28 protein-coding genes and 1 pseudogene are annotated in these 24,252 nt (G+C 60.6%); 1 reads left to right on the plus strand and 28 read right to left on the minus strand.

Features of this window, described 5'->3' with window-relative positions; all coding sequences use genetic code 11:
* Window positions 1–7: 7 nt before the first annotated feature.
* The 28 genes and pseudogenes from ACZ0AZ_RS26535 to ACZ0AZ_RS26670 all read right to left on the minus strand — a co-directional run bounded on the left by ACZ0AZ_RS26535 (window position 8) and on the right by ACZ0AZ_RS26670 (window position 23,491).
* On the minus strand, window positions 8–2,647 hold the full coding sequence (locus ACZ0AZ_RS26535) for a phage tail tape measure protein (RefSeq protein ID WP_463538484.1): 2,640 nt from the start codon (window positions 2,645–2,647) through the stop codon (window positions 8–10).
* Between the two features lie 150 nt (window positions 2,648–2,797).
* Window positions 2,798–3,082, minus strand: a complete 285-nt coding sequence (locus tag ACZ0AZ_RS26540; protein WP_463538815.1) for a phage tail assembly protein — start codon at window positions 3,080–3,082, stop codon at window positions 2,798–2,800.
* A gap of 24 nt (window positions 3,083–3,106) precedes the next feature.
* A pseudogene (locus ACZ0AZ_RS26545) lies at window positions 3,107–3,397 on the minus strand (phage tail assembly protein); the annotation flags it as partial.
* Window positions 3,398–3,410: 13 nt separating this feature from the next.
* Window positions 3,411–3,914 carry a phage major tail tube protein gene (locus ACZ0AZ_RS26550; protein ID WP_463538485.1) on the minus strand — a complete coding sequence of 168 codons (504 nt, stop codon included), beginning with the start codon at window positions 3,912–3,914 and terminating at the stop codon, window positions 3,411–3,413.
* Between the two features lie 13 nt (window positions 3,915–3,927).
* Entirely contained in the window at window positions 3,928–5,094 is a 1,167-nt protein-coding gene (locus ACZ0AZ_RS26555) for a phage tail sheath subtilisin-like domain-containing protein (protein ID WP_463538486.1), read from the minus strand.
* Window positions 5,095–5,197: 103 nt separating this feature from the next.
* Window positions 5,198–5,755 carry a DUF4376 domain-containing protein gene (locus tag ACZ0AZ_RS26560; RefSeq protein ID WP_341638705.1) on the minus strand — a complete coding sequence of 186 codons (558 nt, stop codon included), beginning with the start codon at window positions 5,753–5,755 and terminating at the stop codon, window positions 5,198–5,200.
* The gene (locus ACZ0AZ_RS26565; RefSeq protein WP_463538487.1) at window positions 5,752–7,587 is read right to left on the minus strand and encodes a phage tail protein; all 1,836 of its coding nucleotides are present in this window, start codon (window positions 7,585–7,587) and stop codon (window positions 5,752–5,754) included. Before ACZ0AZ_RS26565 ends, ACZ0AZ_RS26560 begins: the two co-directional genes overlap by 4 nt.
* On the minus strand, window positions 7,580–8,188 hold the full coding sequence (locus ACZ0AZ_RS26570; protein ID WP_463538488.1) for a phage tail protein I: 609 nt from the start codon (window positions 8,186–8,188) through the stop codon (window positions 7,580–7,582). Before ACZ0AZ_RS26570 ends, ACZ0AZ_RS26565 begins: the two co-directional genes overlap by 8 nt.
* Window position 8,189: 1 nt before the next feature.
* The gene (locus ACZ0AZ_RS26575) at window positions 8,190–9,071 is read right to left on the minus strand and encodes a baseplate assembly protein (RefSeq protein WP_341638702.1); all 882 of its coding nucleotides are present in this window, start codon (window positions 9,069–9,071) and stop codon (window positions 8,190–8,192) included.
* Complete coding sequence (locus tag ACZ0AZ_RS26580; protein WP_073473016.1) at window positions 9,068–9,394, minus strand: GPW/gp25 family protein; 327 nt, start codon at window positions 9,392–9,394, stop codon at window positions 9,068–9,070. Before ACZ0AZ_RS26580 ends, ACZ0AZ_RS26575 begins: the two co-directional genes overlap by 4 nt.
* Window positions 9,395–9,399: 5 nt before the next feature.
* Window positions 9,400–9,648: a hypothetical protein gene (locus ACZ0AZ_RS26585; protein WP_463538489.1), complete on the minus strand. Its 249-nt coding sequence runs from the start codon at window positions 9,646–9,648 to the stop codon at window positions 9,400–9,402.
* Between the two features lie 52 nt (window positions 9,649–9,700).
* Window positions 9,701–10,267, minus strand: coding sequence for a phage baseplate assembly protein V (locus tag ACZ0AZ_RS26590; RefSeq protein ID WP_201137026.1), 567 nt, complete (start codon window positions 10,265–10,267; stop codon window positions 9,701–9,703).
* Window positions 10,264–10,776, minus strand: coding sequence for a hypothetical protein (locus ACZ0AZ_RS26595; protein ID WP_463538490.1), 513 nt, complete (start codon window positions 10,774–10,776; stop codon window positions 10,264–10,266). The genes ACZ0AZ_RS26590 and ACZ0AZ_RS26595 overlap by 4 nt, the downstream gene beginning before the upstream one ends.
* Window positions 10,769–11,434 (minus strand): hypothetical protein, encoded by a 666-nt coding sequence (locus ACZ0AZ_RS26600; protein WP_100847403.1) that lies wholly within the window; start codon window positions 11,432–11,434, stop codon window positions 10,769–10,771. The genes ACZ0AZ_RS26595 and ACZ0AZ_RS26600 overlap by 8 nt, the downstream gene beginning before the upstream one ends.
* Window positions 11,431–11,751, minus strand: coding sequence for a head-tail joining protein (locus ACZ0AZ_RS26605; protein WP_116254767.1), 321 nt, complete (start codon window positions 11,749–11,751; stop codon window positions 11,431–11,433). The genes ACZ0AZ_RS26600 and ACZ0AZ_RS26605 overlap by 4 nt, the downstream gene beginning before the upstream one ends.
* 2 nt (window positions 11,752–11,753) lie before the next feature.
* A complete protein-coding gene (locus ACZ0AZ_RS26610; protein WP_415763233.1) occupies window positions 11,754–12,749 on the minus strand; it encodes a major capsid protein in 996 nt (331 codons plus the stop codon).
* Between the two features lie 62 nt (window positions 12,750–12,811).
* Window positions 12,812–13,156: a head decoration protein gene (locus ACZ0AZ_RS26615; RefSeq protein WP_064364584.1), complete on the minus strand. Its 345-nt coding sequence runs from the start codon at window positions 13,154–13,156 to the stop codon at window positions 12,812–12,814.
* Window positions 13,153–14,307 carry a head maturation protease, ClpP-related gene (locus ACZ0AZ_RS26620; RefSeq protein WP_463538491.1) on the minus strand — a complete coding sequence of 385 codons (1,155 nt, stop codon included), beginning with the start codon at window positions 14,305–14,307 and terminating at the stop codon, window positions 13,153–13,155. The genes ACZ0AZ_RS26615 and ACZ0AZ_RS26620 overlap by 4 nt, the downstream gene beginning before the upstream one ends.
* Window positions 14,304–15,785: a phage portal protein gene (locus ACZ0AZ_RS26625; protein ID WP_463570602.1), complete on the minus strand. Its 1,482-nt coding sequence runs from the start codon at window positions 15,783–15,785 to the stop codon at window positions 14,304–14,306. Before ACZ0AZ_RS26625 ends, ACZ0AZ_RS26620 begins: the two co-directional genes overlap by 4 nt.
* Window positions 15,785–15,991 (minus strand): phage head-tail joining protein, encoded by a 207-nt coding sequence (locus tag ACZ0AZ_RS26630; RefSeq protein WP_008087653.1) that lies wholly within the window; start codon window positions 15,989–15,991, stop codon window positions 15,785–15,787. The genes ACZ0AZ_RS26625 and ACZ0AZ_RS26630 overlap by 1 nt, the downstream gene beginning before the upstream one ends.
* Before the next feature lies 1 nt (window position 15,992).
* Window positions 15,993–18,014 carry a phage terminase large subunit family protein gene (locus ACZ0AZ_RS26635; RefSeq protein ID WP_463538492.1) on the minus strand — a complete coding sequence of 674 codons (2,022 nt, stop codon included), beginning with the start codon at window positions 18,012–18,014 and terminating at the stop codon, window positions 15,993–15,995.
* A gap of 4 nt (window positions 18,015–18,018) precedes the next feature.
* Window positions 18,019–18,609: a terminase small subunit gene (locus tag ACZ0AZ_RS26640; protein WP_463538493.1), complete on the minus strand. Its 591-nt coding sequence runs from the start codon at window positions 18,607–18,609 to the stop codon at window positions 18,019–18,021.
* Between the two features lie 145 nt (window positions 18,610–18,754).
* A complete protein-coding gene (locus ACZ0AZ_RS26645; RefSeq protein WP_038362364.1) occupies window positions 18,755–19,099 on the minus strand; it encodes a phage holin family protein in 345 nt (114 codons plus the stop codon).
* Window positions 19,100–19,626: 527 nt separating this feature from the next.
* Window positions 19,627–19,986: a PA0613 family protein gene (locus ACZ0AZ_RS26650; protein WP_336356858.1), complete on the minus strand. Its 360-nt coding sequence runs from the start codon at window positions 19,984–19,986 to the stop codon at window positions 19,627–19,629.
* Entirely contained in the window at window positions 19,979–22,195 is a 2,217-nt protein-coding gene (locus tag ACZ0AZ_RS26655; protein WP_463538494.1) for a VapE domain-containing protein, read from the minus strand. Before ACZ0AZ_RS26655 ends, ACZ0AZ_RS26650 begins: the two co-directional genes overlap by 8 nt.
* Window positions 22,185–22,415 (minus strand): TraR/DksA family transcriptional regulator, encoded by a 231-nt coding sequence (locus tag ACZ0AZ_RS26660; RefSeq protein WP_137215291.1) that lies wholly within the window; start codon window positions 22,413–22,415, stop codon window positions 22,185–22,187. The genes ACZ0AZ_RS26655 and ACZ0AZ_RS26660 overlap by 11 nt, the downstream gene beginning before the upstream one ends.
* On the minus strand, window positions 22,408–22,926 hold the full coding sequence (locus ACZ0AZ_RS26665; protein ID WP_083352342.1) for a phage regulatory CII family protein: 519 nt from the start codon (window positions 22,924–22,926) through the stop codon (window positions 22,408–22,410). Before ACZ0AZ_RS26665 ends, ACZ0AZ_RS26660 begins: the two co-directional genes overlap by 8 nt.
* Window positions 22,927–23,257: 331 nt before the next feature.
* Window positions 23,258–23,491 (minus strand): hypothetical protein, encoded by a 234-nt coding sequence (locus ACZ0AZ_RS26670; RefSeq protein ID WP_336356860.1) that lies wholly within the window; start codon window positions 23,489–23,491, stop codon window positions 23,258–23,260.
* Window positions 23,492–23,588: 97 nt separating this feature from the next.
* On the opposite strand from ACZ0AZ_RS26670, the gene ACZ0AZ_RS26675 reads away from it, so the two are divergent.
* Window positions 23,589–24,236, plus strand: coding sequence for a LexA family protein (locus ACZ0AZ_RS26675; RefSeq protein WP_336356861.1), 648 nt, complete (start codon window positions 23,589–23,591; stop codon window positions 24,234–24,236).
* Window positions 24,237–24,252: the final 16 nt, after the last annotated feature.

Below are 24,252 nucleotides of genomic sequence, written 5' to 3' on the forward strand. Positions count from 1 at the left end.
ATTCTCCTTAGACATGGGGTTCGTCGTACAGCTTGGCGGCGTTACTTTTCGCCGCGTCCGCCATCATTCGTTGCATGTGCGGCATCAAATCCTGAGCCAAGGCTTGCGGGTCTTTCACGTCCCCCTGCACAGTGACCGGCATGCTCAGCGAGTATTGAAACTGCTGATCCACCTTGGCCGGAACTGGCTTCTCCGCCTCCTTGGGCTGGATAGCCAGCGCCGCCGACTTGAGCGGCGCCGTCACTGCCATCGAGCGCGCGACATCCCCCAACGCCGGGCCTTGCTGCGCCGCTGACGCCATCATGAGCGGAGTGACTGGCACCGGCGCCTTTGCCGTTTGTTCGGGCTTTTCATCCTCACCACCGAACAACGACTTACCCAACGACCCGCCCAGCGCCGCACCGCCCTGACTGCCCAGATAAGCACCGATCAAGCCGCCAATGGCCGTACCGATGATCGGCACCACCGAACCGATGGCGGCACCAGCTGCTGCGCCCGCCATGGTGCCGGCCAGGTTGCCAGCGGCAGCACCGTAGCCCTCGGCTTTTTCATCCTTGGTTTTGGCGTTTTGAAAGGTTTCAAAAGCCATCGCGCCGGACTCCAGCAGCGTGCCGCCAGGAATGACCTTGGCCGCCTTGCCGACCTTACCGACGGCTCCAGCGACGACGCCGAGCTTGGACAATGCCCCACTTGGAACGGAAGGGACTGATCGCGATGGGATCGAAACAGGTGGCCGTGAAACCGGAACAGATGGACGAGGCACAGACGGGCGAGGACCTCTCGAACTCGGCAATGCCCGGCGCCGAGCGCTGCGCCTTGACCCACGCCCACGTCGGCGCGATTCGCCCGACGCATCCACACCGCCACCCATAGCGCCGGCATTGACGACAAAAACCTTCTTGACGCCGTCGTTACCTGCACCACTTTCAGTACCAAGGCCCCCACCTGTTGCCGCTTCCTTCACACGCGAAACAACATCCAGGCCAGTCGCTACCAGATCAAGTTCTCCTGGGTTTTTATTGCGGGCTTCGCTCTCGCCCCTGCCACCGCGCAACCCACGCGCAAGGTTTAGCAGCCCCTTGCTGATCTTGATCGTGCTGAAGATACCTTTTAATGCAATCAGCCCCGCCCCGACCGTGGCGATACCGGCAACTACCCCGGGCGCACTATCAGCCAACGACGTAATGCCTTTAGTAACCTTGGTCAACGACTCGGCCACGGTGTCTGTCACCGGGCGCAGCGCATCACCGACGCTGCGCATGGCGTCATCCATCGACTGGGCCATTTCAGCCCACTTCTGCGATGACGACTCACGCCGCTCGGCGAGGTTTTTGTCGAGGATCCCGGTGGCGTCACGCGAATCGTTTTTGAGCTGGCTATACAGCGCCTTGTTCTGCATGTAGGCCGACAGCGCGGCCTTGACCTGCATATCGGCGAACAGGTCGCCGGTGCGCAGAGATTCTTCCAGCGAGGCCATCATGGCCTTGGCCTTTTCGGGATTGGCTTCCTTGCTGATTTTGGACGTCGCTTCGGCCATGGCCGCCGCACGCTTCGGATCGGTCGCCTGAATGTATTTCTGAGCCAGGGCCATGCTGGTCTCAAGCGTCGACATACCGTTTTGCAAACCGGTCTGCATCGATCCCTTGTAATCGATCCCGGCTTTTTCGTAAGCCTTGACCGTATCGGTCGAACCGATTTTGCCCATCCAGTTTTTCAGGTTGTTGGCCGCTTCGTCCGAGCTGCCGGCCTGCTTCATCTGTACCTGCAGCATGGCGCCCAATTGCGTCACCGCATCCAAGCCGGTGATGCCGTTGCTGGCCATGTTGGCCAACAGCTCCGGAAACCACTTGGCCATGTCGGCCGCTTCAAAGCTGCCCGCCTGCCCTTGGTAGGCGATCGCCTCCAGCGCCTGCTGCATCTGCTTGGGGTCGGTGATCTTGGCGTTCTGCCCCAGGGCGTTGATCATCTTCGCCGTGTCGACACCGCTGGATCCCTGCCCCACGACAAACTTGGCCGCGACAGGCGCGTACTCCAGCGCCTTGCTCAGATCCATACCGGCGCCGACCAACTGATTGACCACGTCGGCCACATCGTTGCGCGCCATGCCGGTATCGCGTGACGTGTCGATGATCTTGCGCGACATCTCCTGCTCTTGCGGCTTGTTGGCAATACCGGCCTTGATCGCGATGTCACGGACAATCGCGCCAAAATCAGCGCTGACCTTGGCCGGCACCGCCATGGCACCAACACCGACCACCGCCGCACCGACAGCGCCCTTCATGCCCTTTACGCCAGAATCGATCTGCTGATGCCCCTTGGCTTTCAGCTCGGCTTTGTTGGCCGTCTGCCCCATGGAGCGATAGGCTTTTTCCAGCTTGCCGACCTCGATCCCCTGCTTTTTCAAACTGTCCAGGTTCGAGTTCAAACGGTTGAGTAATTTGGACGCACCGGCCGCGCCGGTGTCGTGAGCCTTTTTCCATTCTTCGCGCAAGCGGATGGTGTCGCCAATCGTGCGCTGCAGCACGCGCGCTTTGTTGCCTTCAGCCTCAAGGCGCTTGATGCGCCCGGTCACGTCCTTGAACGCGGAGCCGACCGTGGAACTGACGGCACCGCCGATCACCAGCCCGAGGGCGATTTTGTTTGCCATGTCATGGACCTCATGTGCCCAGCACTACCGGTGGCGGCTCAATCCGTGAGCCACCACACCATATCCGCGAACGGCATCGACTGGATCTCAGCGGCGGAAAATCCGGTTTCCGCCGCCAGACGTTTCGCCGCCGACTTGATCACACCGGGGTTAAAGCCCGTCGTCGTTGTCCATGCGAAAATAGCCGGCCTGCAAGCGGTTAAAATCCACCAGCTTCAGCCCCTCCAGATCCGCAACCGACGTGCCGGACAACGCAGCGAACAACACCAGCTCGCGCTGCTCATCGTCACCACCCACTTCACGGTTGGCGGCACGCACGTCGCCCACGGTCGGCGAACGCAAAACCAGCTTGTCGACCGTCACGCCGTTGATCTCACTCGGGCACGCGAGCGTTACCTGCACCTGATCGGTGGTCAGCGACAACCACGCCGGCATCGAGTCCGAATAATCGGTTTTCGGTACCAGGTGCGAATACGCTGTTTGCACGCGGCGATAATCCGTCAGCTTGAGGCCTTCCAGATCCTTCAGTCCGACTTCGGCGAGACCTGCGAACAGCATCAGTTCACGCTGTTCATCGTCGCCGTTGGCAGCACGATCAGCCGCCCGCACTTCACGCACGGTCGGATTGCGCAGGTTCAACGTCTCGACGTCGATGCTATTGGCTTGGCTTGGCCGGGTCAGCGTTACAGCAGCGCCGAGTGCACTGAGCGACAGCCAGGCCGGCAGGTTTTGAGCGATTGCTTGAGTCATTCGAATCTATTCCTTACAAGCCGAGTGCGTTGCGCACTTCGAGCAGTTGGTCTTTGCCGTCGATCACTTGAATGCCAGCGACCATGTCGATCTCGTACATCAGGCGCCCGTCGATTTCGAGCTTGTAGTACGTGACCGCAACGGCGTGTTTGATCTCGGCGGCATCGCCCGCTTTCCAGTCACCGAGATCGACCTCTTTGAGCCGGCCGCGCAGGGTGGCAACGACTGCCGTTACCGCGCCCTTTTGGCCCTTGAAGGCACCACGGAACGTGGCGTTGAACGCCGTGCCGTCGGCCAGGCCAAAGTATTTGAGCGACTCGCGGCGCACGCCCTTGGTGACAAACGAGGCTTCAATTTTTTCCAACCCCTGATCCATCTCGATGGGGCCGGCCATGCCGCCCCCTCGATATTCGTCGGTCTTGGTGGTCAGCTTGGGCAGCGTCAGGCTCGGCACGTCGCCGGAGAAGTTCACGCCGTCGACGAACAGGTTGGTGTTGTACAAAGTCTGAGGAATCATTGGTTACGCCCCCTTAGGCTGCTTCAAGCACTTCGGTCATCCACTGATCGGTGACTTCGAAAAGGAAATTCGGGTTTTCTGCCGGCGGCACGTCGGTGAAACGGATGCGCCAATACACCTTGCCCTGGGCGATCTGGCTGGCCGTGTTCAATTCGGTGTCGGGAAACACTTCAAAGTTGATGATCGCGCCCTGAGCTTTCAGGTCGCGCATGAATGCATCCAGACCGTTGGTGACATCGGTCACGTAGGTCTTGGTGATCGAGCGGTCAACCGCCCACTTGTGCCCGGCCTGCACCGCGTCCATGAGGATGAACAGCGTGCGAACGCGGGTAACGAACGCCCACTTCGGATCGCTCGACAGCGTGCGGTTACCCCACAGGCGATAACCGTCGTCGCGAATGATCGTGGTGATATTGGCGTTGTTGAGCAGGTTGGCCCGGCAGGTCTCGTCGCCGTCCAGGTACTCGACCGCGCGACCAGTGCCGGTGATGCCGGTCAACTCTTTGTTCGATGGCGAGGCCCAGAAACCGTATTCAGCATCCGTCCAGGCAAACAGGCCTGCTGCCCAAGCAGAACCGGGTGCGTCGACGGTCTTGCTGGTGATGGTGTCCCAATACTTGACGCCCGGGTCGACCATGAACAGGTTGCGACTGCCGAAGTTATCGGCGTAGGCCATGGCGGCCTCGTCGGTCGTACCGGGGCCGTCGATGATGCCGATGGCGCGCAGTTTCTGCGCCAAACCATCGAGCGCCGTGGCCACCGCCTGAGTCGCGGTATGGCCCGGCGCGATCAACAATCGCGGTTGCGCATTGAACAGGCTTTTACCGTCGAGCAGCGCCTGTAACCCGGTGCGCTGGCCCGAGGCCAAAACGCCGCCGATGATCGCCGAGGTTTGCAGCGCAGCGTCTTCCAGCCTGGGCACGCCGATGGCGACGATCACCGCCTTGGCTTTGACGTAAATCGCCTGACAGGCCTTGGTGATCGCCGAGTCGGCGCCGAAGGCGGCAATGGCTTCGCGCTCGGTGGTGATCAACTTCAGCTCGCCCGCCTTGGCCGTACCACCGCCCAGAACGCCAGGCGTGAAGGTGTCGCACAGACCGATGATCGAGGACGACGGCAACGAGATGGTGCGCGCGCCAGTGTCGACCGACGTGGTCGTAACGCCGTGGAAAAAACTCATAAGGGTCAGTCTCCAGAAACGAAAAAGCCCCGCATAAGCGAGGCTGTGAGGATGTTGGTGTTACGCGTAACGGAAAAGAAAACGCCCCAACAGTGCGGGGCGTCTATTGCAGGTCAGTGACCTTGGGTGAAGAGGAGTCAGGCCAACCCTCGGTCAGCATTTGTTCGGTGTAATCACCCGTCTCGACAGCTCGCAGCAAAGCCAGCTCACGGTCGAAACAGGCCTGCACGTGCGCCCGTACAGCTTTGGCAATCACAGCGATTTGCTCGGAGCCGATTTCGACAAACCCCGTCGCCGTTTTGAAATTGCAACGATAGTCAGGATCATAGATGGCCGCTAACCCGGTACTGGCAATCAGCGCCTGGCTGTCGCGTGTTGTCTCGATGGACAGCCCCTCGACCACGACGCCCGTACCCTCTCGGCGGAAGCGCTCGGCGGCAATGATTTCGGCAAGCGGCACAGGGGTTACCACCGCAAAGCCCGGCGGGGAGAACTGCCAAGCGCCGTCGGTCTCGACTGCTTTCCAGCCCACCGCCGGCATCGGCTCGACGTCGTCCACGCACACCCACACCATGGATGGGTGATACAGCGTCGCGATGTCGCCGCTTACCTCGACGAACTCAAACACCTGCTCGCCGTAGACCCGCGCATAAATACTCATGTCCATTCCTCAATATCGATCCAGCCATCAGCACCATGACCGCCGCGCAAATGCGCAGGGTAGGAAGGAAGCGCAACAGCACCGCCACCACCCGAGCCCGGATTAACCGCGTCAGCCCCCTGCGAACTGGTTGAGATTGAGTTACCACCCGGGCCCATTTCGCTCGCACCGCCCTCGCCAGACACGACAAAATCCGTCTTTGGCCCAATGACGCCACCGCCACCCTTGCCCTGCCCATTTTTCACAGTCGCGCCGACTGCCGGCTGTGAATTCGGGGTCTGGCCGAGGTAAAGCGGCGGCACCACGTTCGCCGACAACCCGCCACCGATTCCGCCCGGCGCGGTGACATGTGATCCGAACGAAGTTGCGCCGCCGTTATTGCCCGGACCAACCAGCACACCGGGACCGCCCTTGCCGATGGTGGCCATCACACCGTCGAAACCGCTGGTGATCCACGTATCAAATGGCGCGCCCGCACCGCCACCACAACCGGCGGAAACCTGACCGGTGGCCGTCGATGCCGCACCGCCGCCGGCAGCGCCGGCACCCTGCCCCCTCACCCGGACTTTGTTGGTTCCAGGCGTCGACCAGTAAATCTGAGTCGCGCGAATTCGGCGCGTGCCAATCATTCGGCCTGTGGCCAGACGCACCTCATTCGCCAAAGCACCGACATCGATCACGCCTTGGTTAACTGGCGCGTTCCACGCTTTGATACACCACATAACTGCGACGTTACGCGGACGCATAACGCCGCCGCCTGACGGGTAAGGGCTGTAGCTCACGCTGGCGGACGTGAAGGTAATCCCTACACCGGGATAATCAGCCTCCTTGTAAACGTCCGCCTGAGCATCGACAGCAGACCCGCGCACGATGTCGACCGACGCGCCGCCGGGGTAATTACTGTCGAACACGGCAAGCGTACCGAGCTGGGCGCTGCCAATCGCTCGTCCCGTATCAATTCCCCGGCCATGATCCCAGCCGCGCAGAAATTCAGCGCGCAGATCCGGCAAGCGGAAATTGCCGGCGCCCTCGTTACCCTTGTTGAAGGCCGTCCCGAGGAAGGCCGACAGATCCGGGTAAGCGGCGACACTCTTGACGCTGCCGTCCAGCTCCAGAAACCCGGCCGGCTGCTTGTCGACCGGGAACGACACAATGGCGCCAACCGGCATGGCCGTGGCCTTGGCAATCAGCGCGTCGACCTGTGCCGACGTATAGCTGTCGGTGATGCCCATGCCGGCGAGCGTTTCGGGGTTGTCTCCCGACACTACGATCCCATGGTCGTTAGTCTTGACCCGCGTCCACTGGCCCGGCGTTTTGTTCTTCGGCAGCACCTCCAGGATCGCCGTGTCGACGTAGGACCGCGTGGCCAGCACCACGGCTGGGTCAATCTTGAGCTGAATGTTGCCGGTGCTGGTGACGATGAAGTTCATCCGCACGATTTGCGTACGGCCCGAGCCTTGCGACAGCAACGGCTTGAAGCTGGGCGCGCAGTTGGCCACCGCCACCAGATCGCCGTCAGCATCGTAGAGGCCGATTTCGCGGATCCACTTACCGCCCTCGTCGGCCGGGATGATCTGCTCAGCGATGATCACCGCCGGTTTTTTTGGGTCGACCAGCAATTGATTCAGCGGCTGACGGCGCCACTCGTTGAGCAGTTCGGTTTGCCCGGCCGAGGGCACCGGGTTGGGCGGATCGGCCAGCCCGTTTGGGTTGGCATCCCCCACGCCCATTTGCGTGATCAGCCAGGGAATGCCGAGCGCGTCGGCGTTCGCCTGCTTGGCCATCCCCACATTCGTAAGGATCGCGAAAAACTGCGAATTCGCATCAATCATAATAAACGTCCAGGGTATCAATGGTGTGTTCGCGACCGACCACGCCAAAGCTGCCAGTGACCTCGATGTCACGCATGACGGGCGGGTAAATGTCGATTTCGTCGCCCTCGTAGAGAGACACGGCGATATTCAATTCGCCTTGAGTTTCCAGGCTGATCGCCAGCCCGGTCAGTTGGCGGGTGACGGGTTTGGCGTCGTCAATCAGTCGCTCGAGCTCCTGATACATTTCTTCGGTAATGCCGGTATCCAGCACCCCGACCTTGAGCGCGAAGGTGCCGGGCACCCCCTCGGGCATGGTCTGGAACCACTCGACAATTTCGATCAGGTAGCCCAGCGGCTCGACCACGCGGCGCAGCGCACCGATCGTGCCCTTGTGCTTGTGGATATAGAACGACGCCCTGATGGCCGCGCGCTTGGTCGCTTCGCTCCACCGGTAATCCCAGCGATCCACTGACCACGCCCATGCCAGGTGCGGCAGTAGATGCACCGGGCAGGTATCAGCGTTGTAGAGGTCGCGCAGAGGGACAATCGTCTTTTCGAAAAACGCGGCCTCCATGGCCCGTTCCAGTTGCGTGCTGTTGAGCGGTAGTAGACTTTTCATATCAGCCCGCCAGCCTCACGTTGTAGCGTGTACAGAACGCCGCTTGCGCCTTGGTCGGGGCCAGGTCCTGCCATCCGACCAACTCAACCCGGGCAACGCCGGCAACGTGCAGCTGGGCGTCGACAGCGGAGCGAGCGACCTCGACGCCCAGCCGCTTGCGTGGATTGACCCACGCTGCCAAGCGACTTTTCGCCTCAGCCAAACTGGCATCCGCTTCCGGGCCGGCGCTGGCCATGTGCAAAATGGCGTCAATCTCGTAACGGATCACCTGCGCGCTCTGCACGGTCACTCGATCACCAACCGGGCGCACGTCATCGTCATTCAGCGCAGCGGCCACCGTCGCCAGCAGCTCTGGCGGCGCTTCGCCTTCCCCGTCCAACCCCAGCACCGTGACCGTGACATAACAGGGCGCCGGGCTTTCGGCCGTGGCATCTGCCACCAGCCCAGAGGCGTTACGTGCATGCAGGATGTAGCTGTTACGCGGGCCGGCCGTGGTCAAGCCTTCATAGGCCAACTGGATGCGCTCGCGAAAGGGGTCGTCGTCTTCCATGACCTTGGGCACCGGTGGCACCGCCAGCAAATCCTCGGCCTGAATGACCAGGCGCTTCAGATTGACGTTGGCCCCCAAGTGATCGAGGTCACCGCGAATTGCATGTGCCAGTAACAGCGCCTTGCCGGCGTCATTGACTCGGGCGCGGTTGCCGACCTTGTTGTAAGCCCCGACCTCAAGCACTTTGACTACGGGATCGCTTTCCAGCGCGGCCGTCCAGTTGCCGCCCATGTACCCGCGAAAGACGCCTAAACCGTCCTGATAAACCTCTTCGAAGTCCAGAGGCTCCAGCACGGTCGGCGCCGGCAGCGACGAGAGATCAACGGTACTCATGCAGCCACCTCCAACGTGACGCCGTCGCCCAGGTACTTCCCGACGATTTGCAGATTGATTTGCCCACCAATGACGGAGAGGACACGCACCTGGTCGAGTTTCAAACGTGGCTCCCACCGCCCCAAAGCGCGGGCGACCTCAGCCTGTACGGCGCTTTTCCAGCCCTCGTTAACGGGCAAATCGACAAACCGCCGCAGCTTGCTGCCGTACTCCATGCGGTGCCGGCGACTGCCCAGCGGCGTGCTCAAGATGTCGGCAATGGATTGCCGCAGGTGCTCGATGCCGGATATGGGTAGGCCGGTCTGGCGATCCATTCCGATCATCGATGTCACTCCTTGAACGGCTCGTATTCTTCGCTGGCTTTCAGGAACTTGACCGCTTCGAGGTCGGAGGCCGGCACCACGACCGTTGCCTTCTCGACCGGATAAGAACGGTCAGTACCGGGCACAATCAACAGTCGCGACGTGTAGAGCTTGTCGCGGTATTTCAAGAACTCGGGCGATGAGAACGTTGAGGATGCAATTGCCGGTTCCGAGGACGTTTGAGCCTCGGTTGAGGTCGTATCGATCTTGGCCATCTGTTTCTCCAGGCATGAAAAAGCCCGCACGGGGCGGGCTGTGGTGAATGAATTAATGCGTGTGGTGATTACTGTTGCCAGTGGCGTCAATGATTGCGCCGGCGCTGGTGATCCCCTTGGTAACGTGTAGCGCGCCGTCGATCATCACCGCCGCTTTCAGATTGATGTTGCCGGTGGTCACGCTCACGGCGCTATCGGTTACAACCGCTTCCGTGCTCGCCACTTTGATGGTGACCGTGCCGCTCGGCAGCGTGATGCTGTAGCTCTTGGCCTGCCAGTCGTAGATCAGAGAGCCGCCATCATCAAAACGCCAGACCTCGACATGGTCGCGGTTATCTGGCGGCGGTCCGGCATTGCCATACAGGCCCGGGACAAACGTGCCTTGCGACACGTCACCGCTGGGACTGATCAAACTGCCCTGCTCGCCCAAAGACGGCGCCCGCCAGTGCCTGGCCTTGCCCGCTGCAATGCTGTGCCACCGCACCCAGGCGCTGACCCATTCACTGCCATCCGACACGCGACATACTGGCGGCGAAGCGGACAGATCCACCGCGACCACGTAGCAAGCCTTTACCGCACCCGCGATCATGCGGTCATGCTGCGCGCTTGCGTAACTCACGGCAGATCCTCCGGCCTGAATTGCCCGTCACCCGGATCGACTTCAAACACTAACGACCCCGGCGGTTCGTCCGGCCACGGCCATTCCTCAAGGCCGAGATAAACCTGCTGAGTCCACTCCACCAGCCACACCGTGTATCCATCCAGGTGCGGCTGGGTCCAGTCCTGCAGCGATTGCACAAACTCGGCGGGTTCAACTGCCAACCCCCACGTTTGCGCTCGCAGCAGCACCGCCAACTGCGTCGCTAACTGCACGGCCTGCCGATGATGGTGCGGCTTGATCGGGTCAACAATGATCCGAGCCTCGAACTTGCAGACCAGCGAGGTTTCGCCGGTGCCGATATCGGTACCCGGCTCGATCTCGGCCACTTCCAGAAACACCGCGGGCAGCAACACGCGATCCTTAATGTCTGGCCAGGCTGTGACTGCCTGCACGCCAGGCAAGTGGGTACGCAGATGCTGTTCTATGGCCCGATAAAGCTGGTCCAGGCTGAACGGTTCCTCAGACATTGCCGATCCTCTTAAGGTATTTCTGCAGCTCAAAGTTGAGCTCCTGCTTGAGGATCTCCAGCAGGCGCTCATCCGCCTTTTTTACCCAGCTGTCGAAGTGGGGCCGGGCTTGCTCCAGCGATACCTTGGCCTTGGCCAGCGGGAAACGACTGCCGTTTTCGGCAACCCAACCCGAACTCGGCCCGCGACCAGGTGACACCGTGCTGTCGGGGTAGTCGTCCGCGTTGAAATGCTTGCTGGCCGTGCGGATCCAGATATCGGGCTTGTTGCCGTAGACCTTCTTGAGGAAAGCCCCTTGGTAACGCCGCCCCGCTACTGACACGCCGCTGCCGCTCTGTCGCGCCCGGCCGATCCGGCTGGACTCGATGGCGTTCAAACCGAACCACAGTTTGCCGCTCGCAGCCCCGCCGGAAACCGGATAGCTGCGCAAACGCTGACGCACCGCCGCAACAGCAATGCGCTCCGACCGGCTGACCGCTCGGGCAATGTGCGTGCGCAACCAACCCAACGTCTTGTTGATCGCGCGCCGATGCGCCGCAGCGGCCGCTTTCGGTACCACCTTGGCAAAGTCCTGGAACGCCTGAAAGTCTGCGGCCGAGGACTGGATGGAGATCATCCCGCCCCCGGCCGAGGGTTTGAAATAGCTACCGACACTCATGGCCGCAACCTCAGAATCAGGGCGACCAGGCCGTCGCCGCTCGGTTCGAGCTGGATCAAGTCGTAATCACCGCCGCCGTCCAAGGCAGGCAAGTCGACGCTGACCAGCATGCCCTGTTCCAGACCTTGCGAATCGCTGACGCGGATCTCGAAGCGCGGCTCGCGCAACCCGGTGTTGAGCTTGCCGAATTTGGGTTGCAGCCAGGGCGCGGCGAACATGCCGAACACCGGCTCGTCGCGACCCTCGATCCGCGCCGTATCGCCCAGCGTTTCGAACACCACTGCGTCGACTTCGGCGATCAGATCGCGAAAGCCCATGGTCAGAGTTCCAGCAGGACTTGGGCACGCGGTCGAGTACACAGGTGCAGTGGGTTCGACTGCGCCTCACCGGCCATGCCTTTGTTGAAGGGCAGCGGCTCGATCATGCTGTAGTACGGAATGCCTTGAGTGTTGACCGTTTCCATGTAGTCAGCCGGCGCAAACACCGAGATGTACAGATCCGGCACGCCTTCCGGAACCAGAAGCGCCTTGTCGTCATGCACGAACGAAACGCCAGCGACCTTGCCACGGTAACGCTCCCAGATAATGCCGCCGAACTCGAAGCTTTCCCGGGCATCACCGCGCAGCGCGGCCGCTTGCTGACTGTTGAGGTAGGTCTCTTTGACCGACTTGTGAACAATCAGCTTGTTCCAGAAGTTCTTGCCGCAGAAAGCGCGCGAACCGGTACTGGTCACGCTGCCCAGCGCATCTTCCTGCATGTCCAGCGCCTCACCGCACATGACCCGCAGCTCGGTATCGGCCTTAGTCAGCCCCATGGACATCTTCTGACGCTGCACACCGAAGCGCTCATACAAGTCCAGCAGCACCGTCGAACCATCAGCGTCGAGGATCTGGCCGTTGAGTGCGCCCATGCGCTGGAACTCATGCGTGGCGTCCAACTGACGACGCGCCTTAGCTAGACGCGCATTGACCACGTCCTGCACCGCCTGCAACTCAGTGCGAGTACCGAAGGCACGGATGCCTTGGATCTCGTCAGCCTTGATGGTGAAGCGCTCAGGCAGGTGCACAGTGTTGAACGGGATCAGGTTGCGCTTGCTGGCAGCAACCACCAAGCCAGAACCACCACGTTCACCAGCGGGCACCAGTGCAAGGGTGTCGCCGTCCTTTTCAATCTGCACGGTCAGCGTGGTAATGCCTTCCTCGCGGAACAGGCCCAGAGCGCTGATGCGCCCTGGCAGGTACGGTTGATCATTGAGTGCAGCGGTGAGCGAAGTAACGGTGAACGCTTCGTCGTCAAAAATGGCGATATCGGCCATGGGTACTCTCCAGAAACGAAAAATCCCGCACGCGGCGGGATGCATACAAAAGAAGGATCGCCTTAGCGAACGATCACGAAATGAGTGGCGAGTGCTTTCTCGGCGGCCAGATCCAGACCGGTCAAATGCGCTTCGCTGACTTCGGCCAACCGCACCACGGCGCGACCGCGACGCACCACATCGGATTCGCCCAGCGGGCCGTAGAGAATGGCGACAGCGTTCTCCGTGCCGTCCTCAGCAGTCGGTTCGTACGGTGCGAATTCGCCGGTGGCGGTCACCAGTCCGAGAATTTGGCCCGGCCACAATGCTGGCCCCGCCGCGACATTGATCGCTTCGCGCGAGATCGTGCCGGCGCCCTCGGACAGCAGGAATTCACCTGCGTGCATCGGTTCCTGTTTGATGGTCATGCTCGTGCTCCTTTCGCGCCGTGCGCGGTTCCAGTTTGAGCCGCTTGGCGAGCAGCCCAAATCGAGTTGGGATCAGGTTGTTTGGCCAGCACCTTGGGCGCTGGGTCATCCGCCAGCGGCAGACTGTTGTCGATTTCAAAGCCTTTGCCGCTGGTGACAATCTTGTCGAACAGACGCGCCCGAACCGCCGCCGCATCCAGACCGGCCGCGACATACTCGGCGCTGAATTCCGGCAGACGCGCGGCAACGCAGAGGTCGTTCACCGCCTTGGCGCGAGCCAAACCGGCGAGAACGATTTCCTCGCTTTCGAGCTGGGTAGAATTGAGCAGCGGCTCGACCAGATTGCTGATGCCCGCCGCCGTGCAACGCTGAGTAATCATCAGTGCCAACTTTGCCGAGTCGACTCCAGGCGGCACCAGCGGCGGATCGACAGGTTCAAGTTCGGGATCCGGTTCAGGCGGCTCGTCGAGCTGGGCCACCAACTCAACCGGAGCATGCTGGAACCGTTGCAACACCGCGCCTTGACCGAGGCATGCTTTGACCTTGATGCCGTCGCCGACTTCGTCTGCAAGGCCAAGAGCCACCGCTTCGTTAGCAGTCAGCCAGGTTTCAGCATCAACCATTCGCCGCAGTTCAGCGTCATCGATGTCGGGCGCCTTGGCCTTATAGGCCGCGATGATCGCCTCCAAGGTTTGATCCAATACATCAGCGACCCGGCGGAAGTCCTCAGCGCCCCCGCCTGCATAGGTGTATGGGTTGTGAATCATCAACATGGCGTTTGCCGCGATGACTACGCGGTGTGCACCGCACACGGCGACACTCGCGGCACTGGCAGCAAGCGCATCGATTCGCCCGGTGCAACGCTCGCCCAGACGCGACAGCGCGTTGTGCATGGCCAGACCGTCGAACAGGTCGCCACCGATACTGTTGAACGCGGCCACCACCGGAGACACACCATCATCCATGGCGCGCAGATCCTGCACGAATTGATTGGCAGTGATGCCCCACGCGCCGATCTCGCCATAGACGAAAACCTCGATCACTCGCTCGGTGGCCTCTCCACTGGCGTGCAGGGCGTACCAGGTCTTGTCCTGAACCTCGACGCGCTTGCCTGCGCGGTTGTAAATGCGCGGTCGCGCTTGCTTGCTCATGGTTGCTCCTTGTCGTCGGTGTCTTCGACGGCATCAAGGGTGTTGTAGTTGAGGCCCAGTTTTGTGGCCCGCGCCAGATCGGCGGCGTTTTCCAGATCGACCGTTTCCGCGTCGTAGCCGGTGCGCAGCACCATCTCGCTGCGAGAGGAAAAGCCGGCCTGTACTTCCATCCGGCGTGCCTGCACGTCCTGTACTGGCTGGATATAGGCCCAGCCTTGAGGCACCCAGCGAGTGCGCAGGTACTGGCGGCGTTTCTGTGCGTAATCGTCCAGCACCAGGACGCCAGACAGCACCGCCATGTCCATCCACGCCGCCCGCACGGGACGGCAGAGCTGATGCACGTAGACGCTGAATTGCAGTTGTTCCAGTCGGCGTCGAAACTCGTTGAGCACCACCCGAAGCGCTCGGTCGTTGATGCCGCGCATGTCGCCCGTGAGGATCTCGTAAGGCGTGCCCGACCCTGCTGCAGCAGCCATCAGTTGCTGCCGCATGAAGTCAGGGTAGTTGTTGCCGGCGTCTGGCGGTTTGGAGAACTCAACCTCCTCACCTGCCCACAGTTCCTGCATGGTGCCGGGTTCGAGCGCAACCATCGGCGTGAAGCCATCGCGGTCCAGGTCGAGCGGCTGACCGGTCACCGGATCTCTGGGAAGAGGCCCCGAGTCCGGCGCTGGACGCTTGATGAAACCGGCAAAGAGGTTGGCCACTTCCTGACGGAACAGCACCGCGTCGTCGTAGTTGTCCAGACTGCGCAGGCGTTTGAGCACCGGCGACAATCGCGGCACTCCGCGCAACTGGCCCGGCTCCACCGGTTCGAAGATGTGCAGCACCTGAGTAGCCGGCACGCGGACCAGTTGGTTGTAGCCAGCGTTCAGCGAGGCTGCATCGCGCGGATGCGACAGGTACATCCAGTACGCCACACGCTTGCCGCCGGGGGTGAACTCGATGCCAGCGCGGATGACGTTGCCGTTTTTGGTGGTCTCGAATTTGTCGTGCGGCACAAATTCCGGTGCGAGGACCTGCAGCTGCAGCGGAACTGCCAAGCCTTCATTCAGACCGCGTGGACGCAACCGAACGAAGCATTCGCCCGAGGTTTCCACCGTGCGCGCCACCAGAGCCTGCTGGCCGTAGAAGTCGGTGCGATCATCCGCGTCCGACTCATCAACCCAATCCCCCCACAGCTCCTGCAGCAGCTTGCGCAAAGCATCATCGTCGGTCGTAGGCCGAGGAGTAATGCCCGTGCCGATTAGGTTACTGACGCGCTTGTCGATGACGTTGAAGGCATACGGGTCGTTGCGAACCGCTGCCCGAGAACGCGACCGCAGGTTGCGCAGTGCCGGGGTGTTGATGCTGTTGATCCCGTTGTCGGGCGCGTCCCAACCAGTGGAGCGGCGCCCTTCTCCAGCGCCTTCGTAACTGGCTTTGATGTTGGACGGCAGGACAAAACCGTTACGGGTCAGCGTTGGAAAGTGTCGGGCCATCAGACCCCCTTACCGGCATGGTACAGCCGGACGACGCGCGAACGTGGCCCGGCAGCGCTGGCAAGCGACGAGCGTATTTCTTCGCGCGCCTTGAGCAGCTCATCGACCGTGCGGTATTCCACGGTGCGGTCGGTGTAGCGCACAGTTTTTTCACCGCGTGCGATAGCCGCCTCAACCGCGTCGAGGTGCTTTTTCGTAAAGGACATATCAGCGTCTCTTCAGATAGCCGCTGGCAGAGCTGCGGCGTTGAGGGGGTGCCGGTCGCGATTGTGTAACCGGTGCAACGGGGGGTGGTGCGGGTTGGGCTTGGCGTACAGCAGCGGGCGCCGGTGTCTGCTCAGCATCAAGTCGCTCGCCCTGAACAGGCTTGATGCTCAAGGCATCATCGAACAATCCGGACTGGGCCAGGGCTTGTCGCACCCTGTCCCAATCGTGTTCCTGATAGCGGTTGATGCCGAGGTAATGCGCCATCGCAAGGCAGTACACCATCAGGTCGAGCGCTTCGTTACGCTCAGCCTTGCCTTTCACCCATTCGATGCGCTTGTGTCCGCGCACGTAGCGGACGACTTTGCGCTCGGCGACGCATTGGGCGAAAAACTCGTCCGGCAGGTCGTTGGCAAAGTGCAGCGAACCCGGGCCATCCGGGAATGGATAGCGGTTGTAGATCCAGTCTTTGGCGGTGTCAGTGCCGACGAACCACAGCTCGGCGCCGTTGCGTTCGGTCTGGCCTTTCCACGTCACGTCAACCATGGACGGGCGCTGTGCAATCACCGGCCTGCCCGGCTTGCTCGCGCCCTTGATGGCGAAGATGTTGCGCCAGCGGCGAACGCGGCAGAACTGGTAGACCTCATCGGTGTGATGACCGCCGGAGTCGACGCCCACGGCGAGAATCGCAAGACCGACTCCGCAGGGATGCCGGTAACGAGCTTTGAGTTTCTCGTCCAGCACCGCCCAGGTATGTTCGTCTGCCGGGTCGCCCCAGATGATTTGGTGATCAACAACCCAGCGCTCCATGCCGACACCGAAGCCCATCACCATCAGTTCCAGACGATTGGCCTGAACGTCGACGGCGCCGGTCAGCATCAGCACGCCCAGTGGCATCGTGCCGAGGGTGTAGGTTTCCTGCCGAGCCCTGGCGATCAACACTTCAGCCTTAGTCTGTTCGAGCGCGCTGTCCCAGACCTTCGCCAGACGGGTGTTGTAGAACACCTGCATCAGGCTGGTATCACCTTGTGACTGAGCCTTTTTCGCATCCTCGAACTCGACGGCGAGCGAGGCCCAATCCATCCAGCCGGTCGGCGAATACAGGGCGCTGAGATGAAACCCCACAGTCTTGCCATCGCCACGACCATGCGCGCGCCACTCACCTCGGGCGAGCATATCGCTTTTGTGGTGCTCCTCGATCAGCACGTCGCATTCAGGAGCGGCGCACTCGTAATGCACGGTGGCGAAGTCCGCGCTGTAGTGCAGCCGCTCCCACTCCAACACCTGCATATGGCCGCAGGTGGGGCACGGCACATAATAGTGACGCTGGTCGCTGGACTCGAACAGATCGGCGATCCGCGAGGCACCCTTGATCGTCGGCGAGCTGGAAAAATATATCTTAGCGTTGCGCCCGAAGTTGGTCGCCCGCGTTTCGGCCAGCCTGATGGGATCCCCCTCCTGACCGACATCGTTTTCCCAGCGGTCGACTTCGTCGCCATAGATGTAACGTGCCGACAGCTCCGAGAGGTTGGCCGCAGAACCGGCGGTGGTCACGTACAGCGAACCACCTTCAAATTCCTTGGTGTCCATCGTATTGCGGGCATCCCGTGAGCGGCTGGTAGCCACGCGCTCACGCAGCACCGGGGTAGCCTTGATGGTTTTGCTGATCCGCCCCGAGACCCGCTTGGACAATCCAAGGCTGGGCAGCAAGGCCAGGATGTTTGAAGGCGCCATGTGGATCAGGCCACCCATCCAGTTCAGGGCGATCTGGGTTTTCATCAACTGCGAGGCCACCATGGTGACCACGCGCCTGCAAGGGTGAGCCGGCGACAGGCAGCGCATTGGCTCGCGGGCATAAGGTGTTCGTGAGGTGCGGTACTGGCCGGGCTCAGGGGCGCCGGTGTCCCGTGGAATCCGCATGTACTCGTCGGCCCATTCATCGATCCAGAGATCGGGGTCGGGACGCAGCCCACGGAAGTAGTTCTCACGGTACACCTGTGCACCGTCAGAAAATTCCGTGTGCATAGGTTCAGTTCACTGTTAAGGCGTGATCAAGGTCGGCTGAAGAGAGGCGCTCGGCTTCCTCCAGCGTTCGTCGGATTGTCGCGGTGAGGTGTTTTTCGATTTGCCAGGGATCGGTCATGGCCGCCAAGTCGTAGGACAGCTGAGGCAGCGGACTAAACAACTGATCCCGTAGCAATCGACCGGCGTCGTAGGCACCGGTCTCGACTGCCTCCCTCGACACCAACGAACCTTGAGCCTTACCCAGTTCGATCTCGGCCAGTTTCGCCATGTTGTGTTCGCGCAGCGCGCGGGACTTCTGGTAGTCGGGGTGTTTACCATCGACAGGTATTAGTTGCGGCGGCGCAGCCGTGGAAGTCGGCTCAGTCAGTGGGGACAGTTGACTGTAAACGTCACGCTGAATCCGCTCTTGCTGGTGACGTTCGGCGACTGCGGCCTTGCTCGGGTCGCTGGTCTTATCGAGCAGCGCCTCAGTAGCCTCAAGATCAATCTTGCCGTTTTCGGTAAGCACCAGACGATCCTGGCTGGCCAATTTGGAAACGTAGGATTTGGCCCACCCGCGCCGGGCCGCAAACTCCGTTTTGCTGATGATTGTCATGGTTAATTTCTCCAGTTCACCCCGCGAGTTCACCTGTTCACCCCCAGTTCACCTCAGTTCACTAAGCTGGTGAACCGCCCGCTAACACGATCCCGCGGGTTTCCGACCCCGTACCTTCCGAATAACCCCAGGGTCCCCGGCGGTTTCAGGCTGGCCCGCCGCCATTCGGCGGGACATCGCACACGCCAAGCCGCTTGGCAGCCCAGCGTTCGTACAACCCGATGGCCACATCTGCACCTGCCATCGCCGTCAGGCAACCCAAGGCGCCCGCCGTCCAGATTGTCATGCCGGCGGCGATCATCAGCATCATTGCCGACACCCCGCACACAATGCAGGCACCGGATCGAAGTGCCAGCCTGCGCAACAATGCCCAGCCTCGCGCGCCGTCCTTGTCGGCCCGCCACATTTCCCCCGATACGCCACCGACCAGGGCCAGGACGATCACTAACCAGATCGGCATTTCTGCCAGTGCTTGTTGCTCGCTTGTCATCGCCAACCCCTAAACGCAAAAACCCGGCGCAATGGCCGGGTTTGGTGGTGTGGTGCCTGCCGCTCTCTGCGGTCGCACCTATCGAAGATGACTACTTTTTACAGGTCGATTCCGGTGGCAGCAACCCTGTTTCAATGCCACCCGGTGAATAAGTGGGCAACGCAGGGTGAACGCCTAATGAATGTCGGCGAATACACCTCCCCGGCAATCTGTTGTTGCGGTGGTGTCCCATAAGTCCCACTTTCCAGAATTGAAGTGGGACGCCTGAGAGCGCCTAAATTCGGGGCTTCGCCCCACTGTCCTACTTATCTTTCTCTTTTCTCGTGTAAAGGAAGAATTTTAAAGAACACGCGTTCGCGCGTAAGCGCGTAGTGCTCGCCCGCTACGCTCACACAGGCGGGAGGCACTTCTAGGCGGGACGGTGGGACAGCCCAACAACGACAAGGCCCGCACCTGTCCCACTGCATCAAAACGCAGCGAGACAAGACGGGCCAGTGGGACAACCACAACCGGAACGATGCCTGGGGTCACGCAGCCAGCCCCATCATCACGCCGAAGATCTGCAGATGCGCCTCATGCAAACGCTGGTAGTACGTGTCGCGGCCACAACCGCAATGGGCGTACCGCAAGCGCATATCCACATCGAGCGTGCAGTAATGCTCCCGCACCACCGTCACCAGCTCTGGCGCAAGGTGCTTGGTCACGATCAGTTCGATGTCCAACGAACTCTCCAGCGGCGCCCGGAAAGCACGCCGCCCCCTGATCAGTTGCCCGTTGCTCTCCATCATCATGGCAACTATGTTTCCCCCTGCCAGCCCTCCTTTCGAATGTTCCGAATGCAGCTCCTGCGCCCACAACCGAAGCAGCGAATCGATCTCCTTAATCAAAGCAAGGCTCCTCGATCGCTTCCCGCTGCAACGCCGAGGCACCGCCCCACCCTGCCGGCTTCTTGTACGCCCAAGGCCGCTGGCCACTCTTAGCCAACGCCGGCAACCGAACACGCCGCCAGCCCAACCGATGCATAATCGCTCCGACGCGCATCTGCTCCGGTTTGCCCCAATGCCCGAAGTCCAACTTCAACGCACTGGTGAGCACGTCACTGCCGGTGGTGGTCTCGCCGATCTGCGACTCCTCGAGCCAGGTCAGAATCGGACCTTCCCATTCATCCACAACGAAACGCTCGTCCTGCTCTTCGCCGAACATTGCCGCCTCATCCAGCGTCACCCACCAAAGGTCGCCCGCGTCGTAGCAGAACACCGCCTCGGCCCACAGCTGATCGCGCATCGAGCGCAACAACTCCAGATCCACCTTGGTACACGCGACCGGCCAGTAACGCCGGTTGCCGGTGGCGTCCTTCAGGTACTCGTCTTGGTTGGTCGTACCCACGAAAACACACTGGCGTGGCACGTCCATCGTTCTACGGCCGTAGCTCTCGCGGTAAGTGTCGGTGGACGCCGAAAAGAACTGCTTGGCCTTCGTACTCTCGGCCTTGTTGAAGCTGTCCAGCTCGCCTAGCTCCACGATCCACTTGCCCCGGATCGCCTGAAAGCCGTCCTTGTCGCCGAGAGCAAACGGCGTGTCCATGAACCACTCGCCACCGAGAATGCTCATTGCGGTCGACTTACCGGCGCCCTGCGCACCTTCCAGAATCATCACCGAGTCAGCCTTGCAACCCGGCTTCATTACCCGCGCCACGGCCGACAACATCCAGCGCTTGCCGACCTTTGCCGAATAATCTGTTGCCTTCACGCCCATGACGTCCGTGAGCCAACTTTCAAGCCGAGGCACCTGATCCCACTGCAGCTTGCGCAGGTACTGGCGCACTGGATGAAACGCATGATCATGCGCAACCACGCTCACCGCCTCGATCACATGCGAAGCCTTGACCCGCAAGTTGTACTGCTGCGCGAGCCACTTCATCACCCGCATATCATCAATGTCCGCCCAATCACCCGTGCCGCCGCCATAAGGCGCCGCACGCAGCTTCACGATCTTCGAGCTGAACGCGCTGTAACTGATGACCCCGGCCCAACGCTCATCATTGGCCAGGATCAGCTCGACATTCTGCATGTGCGCAATCAGCGCGCCGCTCTCGCTACGTGCGAGGAGATCTTTCCAACCACCAGCGGCCGGCGGTTTGACCACTGCAAGCACCTGACGGCGCACCGCCTCCAAACCTTCAGTAACATGCAGGTCGTTAAAGTCGGTCAACTTGGCTTCCCGCTCGCCGGAAAAGATCGGCGCGACCACCTGGCCGCCGACAATCAGCGCCGCGTTGTTCGCTTTCTCTTCACCGGGGTTCCACGCATCGCCATTCGGCTTCGTGGTTTTCCAGTCATCGTCCCGGCAGATGATCAGCGGGCAACCGGCGAAACGCTCGCGCATGGCCTTGCAAACCACCAACAAGTTGCCCGCGTCAAACGCAACGGCCACGGTCAGAGACGTGGCCATATGCAGACTTGCGCCGGTTGCATAACCCTCACACACCAGCACCGGCTCGCCCGGATCCGGGTGCGGCCCGATCAGATGGAAAGCGCCCTCCTTCGACATGCCGTAAGGCCAATATGACTTGTCCCGGCCGGTATCCTCTTGCTTGGTTGGGAACACCACCTGCAGGCCGACAATCTCGTCGCGTACGTTGCTCATCGGCACCAGAAACGCACCGGTGCGCGGCGCATAACGAACGCCAAAGCCGACGATCTGCTTGCGATCCAGATAGTCGCTACGGCCCTTCTCCGGCATGCGCTTGAACATACCCGCCGCACGCTTCGCCGCACGACGTGCCGCGTTGGCTGAGATCTCAGCCGCACGCCGTTTGGCCTCTTCCTGTCGAGCGCGCATAACCTCGCGCTCTTCAGGTGACATCCGCCCGGCCTTGACCTTGACCTTCTGAGGCTCGCCCGAACGCCAGTCACCGAACGCACCGAAGATCAGCGTCTCGCCTTTCTCGGTGCGTTGCTCATGAACGACATACCAACCGTTCTTTTCCTTGCCCTTGTCTTGCGTCGTCTTACAGCGTGTCAGCTTGCCGAACACCAATGGCTGCGCAGGTTCAAGACCGTAATCCGCGAATTGCCCCAGTACGTCATCGAGCATGGCGTGCCCCTTTCAATTCCGCGAGCGAAAGGCAGTCGACGCACTGGGTACAGCCGGGTTGCGCCAAGCGGCGCGCTTCCGGAATCGGACCATCACAGGTTTCACAGAACAGAAACGAATGCGCCGCCAAAGTGGGCTTGGCGGCGAGGAGACGTGCAGCCAGCGCCTGATCAATACGCTCTTGCACCAGGTCATTAGCGAAATCGACGATATCAACCACGATCAGTACCCCGCGTCGTCTGATTGACGTAGGTGGCGCGGTTGAACAATCCCAGCAGTCCCTGAATGCCTCGAAATACCTGCAGGCGAATCGCGGCCAGTTCCTCATCAGAAACCACACCGTCACCAATGCTCTTGGCCCAGGTATCCGCCAGATCCGCCACCTGCCGGAAGTACTCGGCAATACCGGTGGTCAACGTCTCGGGCATGTCGTTGGTGTACGCCTCAGCCAGCTCCTGCCAAGTCGTGTCACCGACCAATGCATGCACCGCATCCAGAATGCGGCGATCCTTGGTCAGCTCCAGAATCTCGCCGAACTCTTGAATGTTCACCGTGTGGCTAGGGTGGGTTGGGGACAGCTTGTGCTGCAGCGTGGTCGCATTCCGGCCGGTAGTGGCGGCGATAGCTGCGGCGCCGCCGGGGTAGTCCCGAGCGGCATGGTAAAGCGCGAGATCGAGCGGCAAAACTTCCCGCTGCGCCCGCTCAACAGAACTCAGAGCGATACGGCTCATGGCATTAATCCTTGTAAGTTGCCAGTGCCGCGCGACATGCAGTGGTGATACATTTGCCGCGTGGCTTGAAAGGGCCCAAACGCCGGCTAGATCTTCGGGATCGACACCGGCACCGTGCCGGGGCGAGCAATCCGTTGCTCACCCCTGGCGCAACAGCTGCCAAATCTGTGGTGGAAGAGGCAGCAACACCAAGGCTTCCGAGCCTTGGAAAAGCGCGATAAAGAAAGGTGGTTGCATGTGGTGTGCCCGCCTTTATTTATCGCGACCCGACAGCGCTGTGGTGGTGCGTGCCGGGAGGAACTGGGCGGCCTATGGGTCGCCTTTTTTCTATCTATGCCGCGTTGCGAAAAGGTTGAGCCTCAGTAACACCGAAGTGTTCCAACACCTCACCAAGAGAGACCTTTCCCTCACTTTCGCGAGCTAAAGACTTGATCAACGACACGCTGGGATCTTTGCTCGCATATTTTATGTGAAGACGCAGATAGCTCACGGCAATGCCGCAGCGCTTTGCGTACGCTTTTTGAGCAGCATGGTCTAGGTGATGAATGTAATCGCGAAGCTTCATGTGCACCTCCTCACTCGCAACATTAACCTTTAGGGTTATTTTTTTCAATACCTCCAAGGACATTCACCTTCTAGGTTAACCTGCTCAAAATCCACTGATGAAAATTTCTGATACTCGCCTTAAAAATTTCCGACGCGTCTTAGCCGACAAAAAGCTGAGATTGACCGATATCGCGGACCTTCTAGGCAAGGCACCTGCTCAAGTGAGTGCTTTCGGCGGAAAAAATCCAAGCAAAGGTATCGGCGACCAAATTGCTAGAGAAATTGAGAAGGCTTTGAATTTGCACCAAGGCTACCTCGACATGCCCTTTGGTCTTGGCGAACTCAATAATGCTACGGTATTGACCATCACTGGCCGAAAGCTGCCAGTGATTGGCCCTATCGCAGCAGGAGCATGGTGCGAATTTAAGGGTGAGATTGATTCCAGAGAAACTGAAGAATGGATTGATGCGCCCGGTCCAGTTGGCCCTAATGCATTCATACTTCGAGTGGAAGGGATAAGTATGGAGCCTAAGTTTTTTGAGGGGGATAAGATAGTCGTTGACCCTTCACTTGAAGCCCTACCAGGCCACTTCGTAGTGGCAAAAAGGGCGCGTGATGAGGCTGCAACGCTTAAACAATTAAAACAGGAAGGCAACGAGCATTATCTCTACGCCCTCAATCCAGACTGGCCAGATAGAATTATTCGCTTGACGGAAGACTGGAGTATATGCGGAAGGGCGCGCTGGAAAATTTCTGACCTGTGACTCATAGAACAACCAG

It is taken from the genome of Pseudomonas sp. AC239, assembly GCF_979258545.1.

Bases quoted from the DNA above. Each gene is read 5' to 3' on its own strand.
- ACZ0AZ_RS26645 (WP_038362364.1), bottom strand. From the start codon at position 19,099: ATGACAAGCGAGCAACAAGCACTGGCAGAAATGCCGATCTGGTTAGTG.
- ACZ0AZ_RS26620 (WP_463538491.1), bottom strand. From the start codon at position 14,307: ATGAGCAAGCAAGCGCGACCGCGCATTTACAACCGCGCAGGCAAGCGC.
- ACZ0AZ_RS26625 (WP_463570602.1), bottom strand. From the start codon at position 15,785: ATGGCCCGACACTTTCCAACGCTGACCCGTAACGGTTTTGTCCTGCCG.
- ACZ0AZ_RS26570 (WP_463538488.1), bottom strand. From the start codon at position 8,188: ATGAAAAGTCTACTACCGCTCAACAGCACGCAACTGGAACGGGCCATG.
- ACZ0AZ_RS26600 (WP_100847403.1), bottom strand. From the start codon at position 11,434: ATGAGTGTCGGTAGCTATTTCAAACCCTCGGCCGGGGGCGGGATGATC.
- ACZ0AZ_RS26610 (WP_415763233.1), bottom strand. From the start codon at position 12,749: ATGGCCGATATCGCCATTTTTGACGACGAAGCGTTCACCGTTACTTCG.
- ACZ0AZ_RS26635 (WP_463538492.1), bottom strand. From the start codon at position 18,014: ATGCACACGGAATTTTCTGACGGTGCACAGGTGTACCGTGAGAACTAC.
- ACZ0AZ_RS26555 (WP_463538486.1), bottom strand. From the start codon at position 5,094: ATGAGTTTTTTCCACGGCGTTACGACCACGTCGGTCGACACTGGCGCG.
- ACZ0AZ_RS26655 (WP_463538494.1), bottom strand. From the start codon at position 22,195: ATGCTCGATGACGTACTGGGGCAATTCGCGGATTACGGTCTTGAACCT.
- ACZ0AZ_RS26550 (WP_463538485.1), bottom strand. From the start codon at position 3,914: ATGATTCCTCAGACTTTGTACAACACCAACCTGTTCGTCGACGGCGTG.
- ACZ0AZ_RS26575 (WP_341638702.1), bottom strand. From the start codon at position 9,071: ATGAGTACCGTTGATCTCTCGTCGCTGCCGGCGCCGACCGTGCTGGAG.
- ACZ0AZ_RS26595 (WP_463538490.1), bottom strand. From the start codon at position 10,776: ATGTCTGAGGAACCGTTCAGCCTGGACCAGCTTTATCGGGCCATAGAA.
- ACZ0AZ_RS26665 (WP_083352342.1), bottom strand. From the start codon at position 22,926: ATGAGCCGTATCGCTCTGAGTTCTGTTGAGCGGGCGCAGCGGGAAGTT.
- ACZ0AZ_RS26560 (WP_341638705.1), bottom strand. From the start codon at position 5,755: ATGAGTATTTATGCGCGGGTCTACGGCGAGCAGGTGTTTGAGTTCGTC.
- ACZ0AZ_RS26670 (WP_336356860.1), bottom strand. From the start codon at position 23,491: ATGAAGCTTCGCGATTACATTCATCACCTAGACCATGCTGCTCAAAAA.
- ACZ0AZ_RS26535 (WP_463538484.1), bottom strand. From the start codon at position 2,647: ATGGCAAACAAAATCGCCCTCGGGCTGGTGATCGGCGGTGCCGTCAGT.
- ACZ0AZ_RS26585 (WP_463538489.1), bottom strand. From the start codon at position 9,648: ATGGCCAAGATCGATACGACCTCAACCGAGGCTCAAACGTCCTCGGAA.
- ACZ0AZ_RS26540 (WP_463538815.1), bottom strand. From the start codon at position 3,082: ATGCCGGCGTGGTTGTCGCTGACCACCGATCAGGTGCAGGTAACGCTC.
- ACZ0AZ_RS26565 (WP_463538487.1), bottom strand. From the start codon at position 7,587: ATGATTGATGCGAATTCGCAGTTTTTCGCGATCCTTACGAATGTGGGG.
- ACZ0AZ_RS26615 (WP_064364584.1), bottom strand. From the start codon at position 13,156: ATGACCATCAAACAGGAACCGATGCACGCAGGTGAATTCCTGCTGTCC.
- ACZ0AZ_RS26630 (WP_008087653.1), bottom strand. From the start codon at position 15,991: ATGTCCTTTACGAAAAAGCACCTCGACGCGGTTGAGGCGGCTATCGCA.
- ACZ0AZ_RS26580 (WP_073473016.1), bottom strand. From the start codon at position 9,394: ATGATCGGAATGGATCGCCAGACCGGCCTACCCATATCCGGCATCGAG.
- ACZ0AZ_RS26605 (WP_116254767.1), bottom strand. From the start codon at position 11,751: ATGGGCTTTCGCGATCTGATCGCCGAAGTCGACGCAGTGGTGTTCGAA.
- ACZ0AZ_RS26640 (WP_463538493.1), bottom strand. From the start codon at position 18,609: ATGACAATCATCAGCAAAACGGAGTTTGCGGCCCGGCGCGGGTGGGCC.
- ACZ0AZ_RS26675 (WP_336356861.1), top strand. From the start codon at position 23,589: ATGAAAATTTCTGATACTCGCCTTAAAAATTTCCGACGCGTCTTAGCC.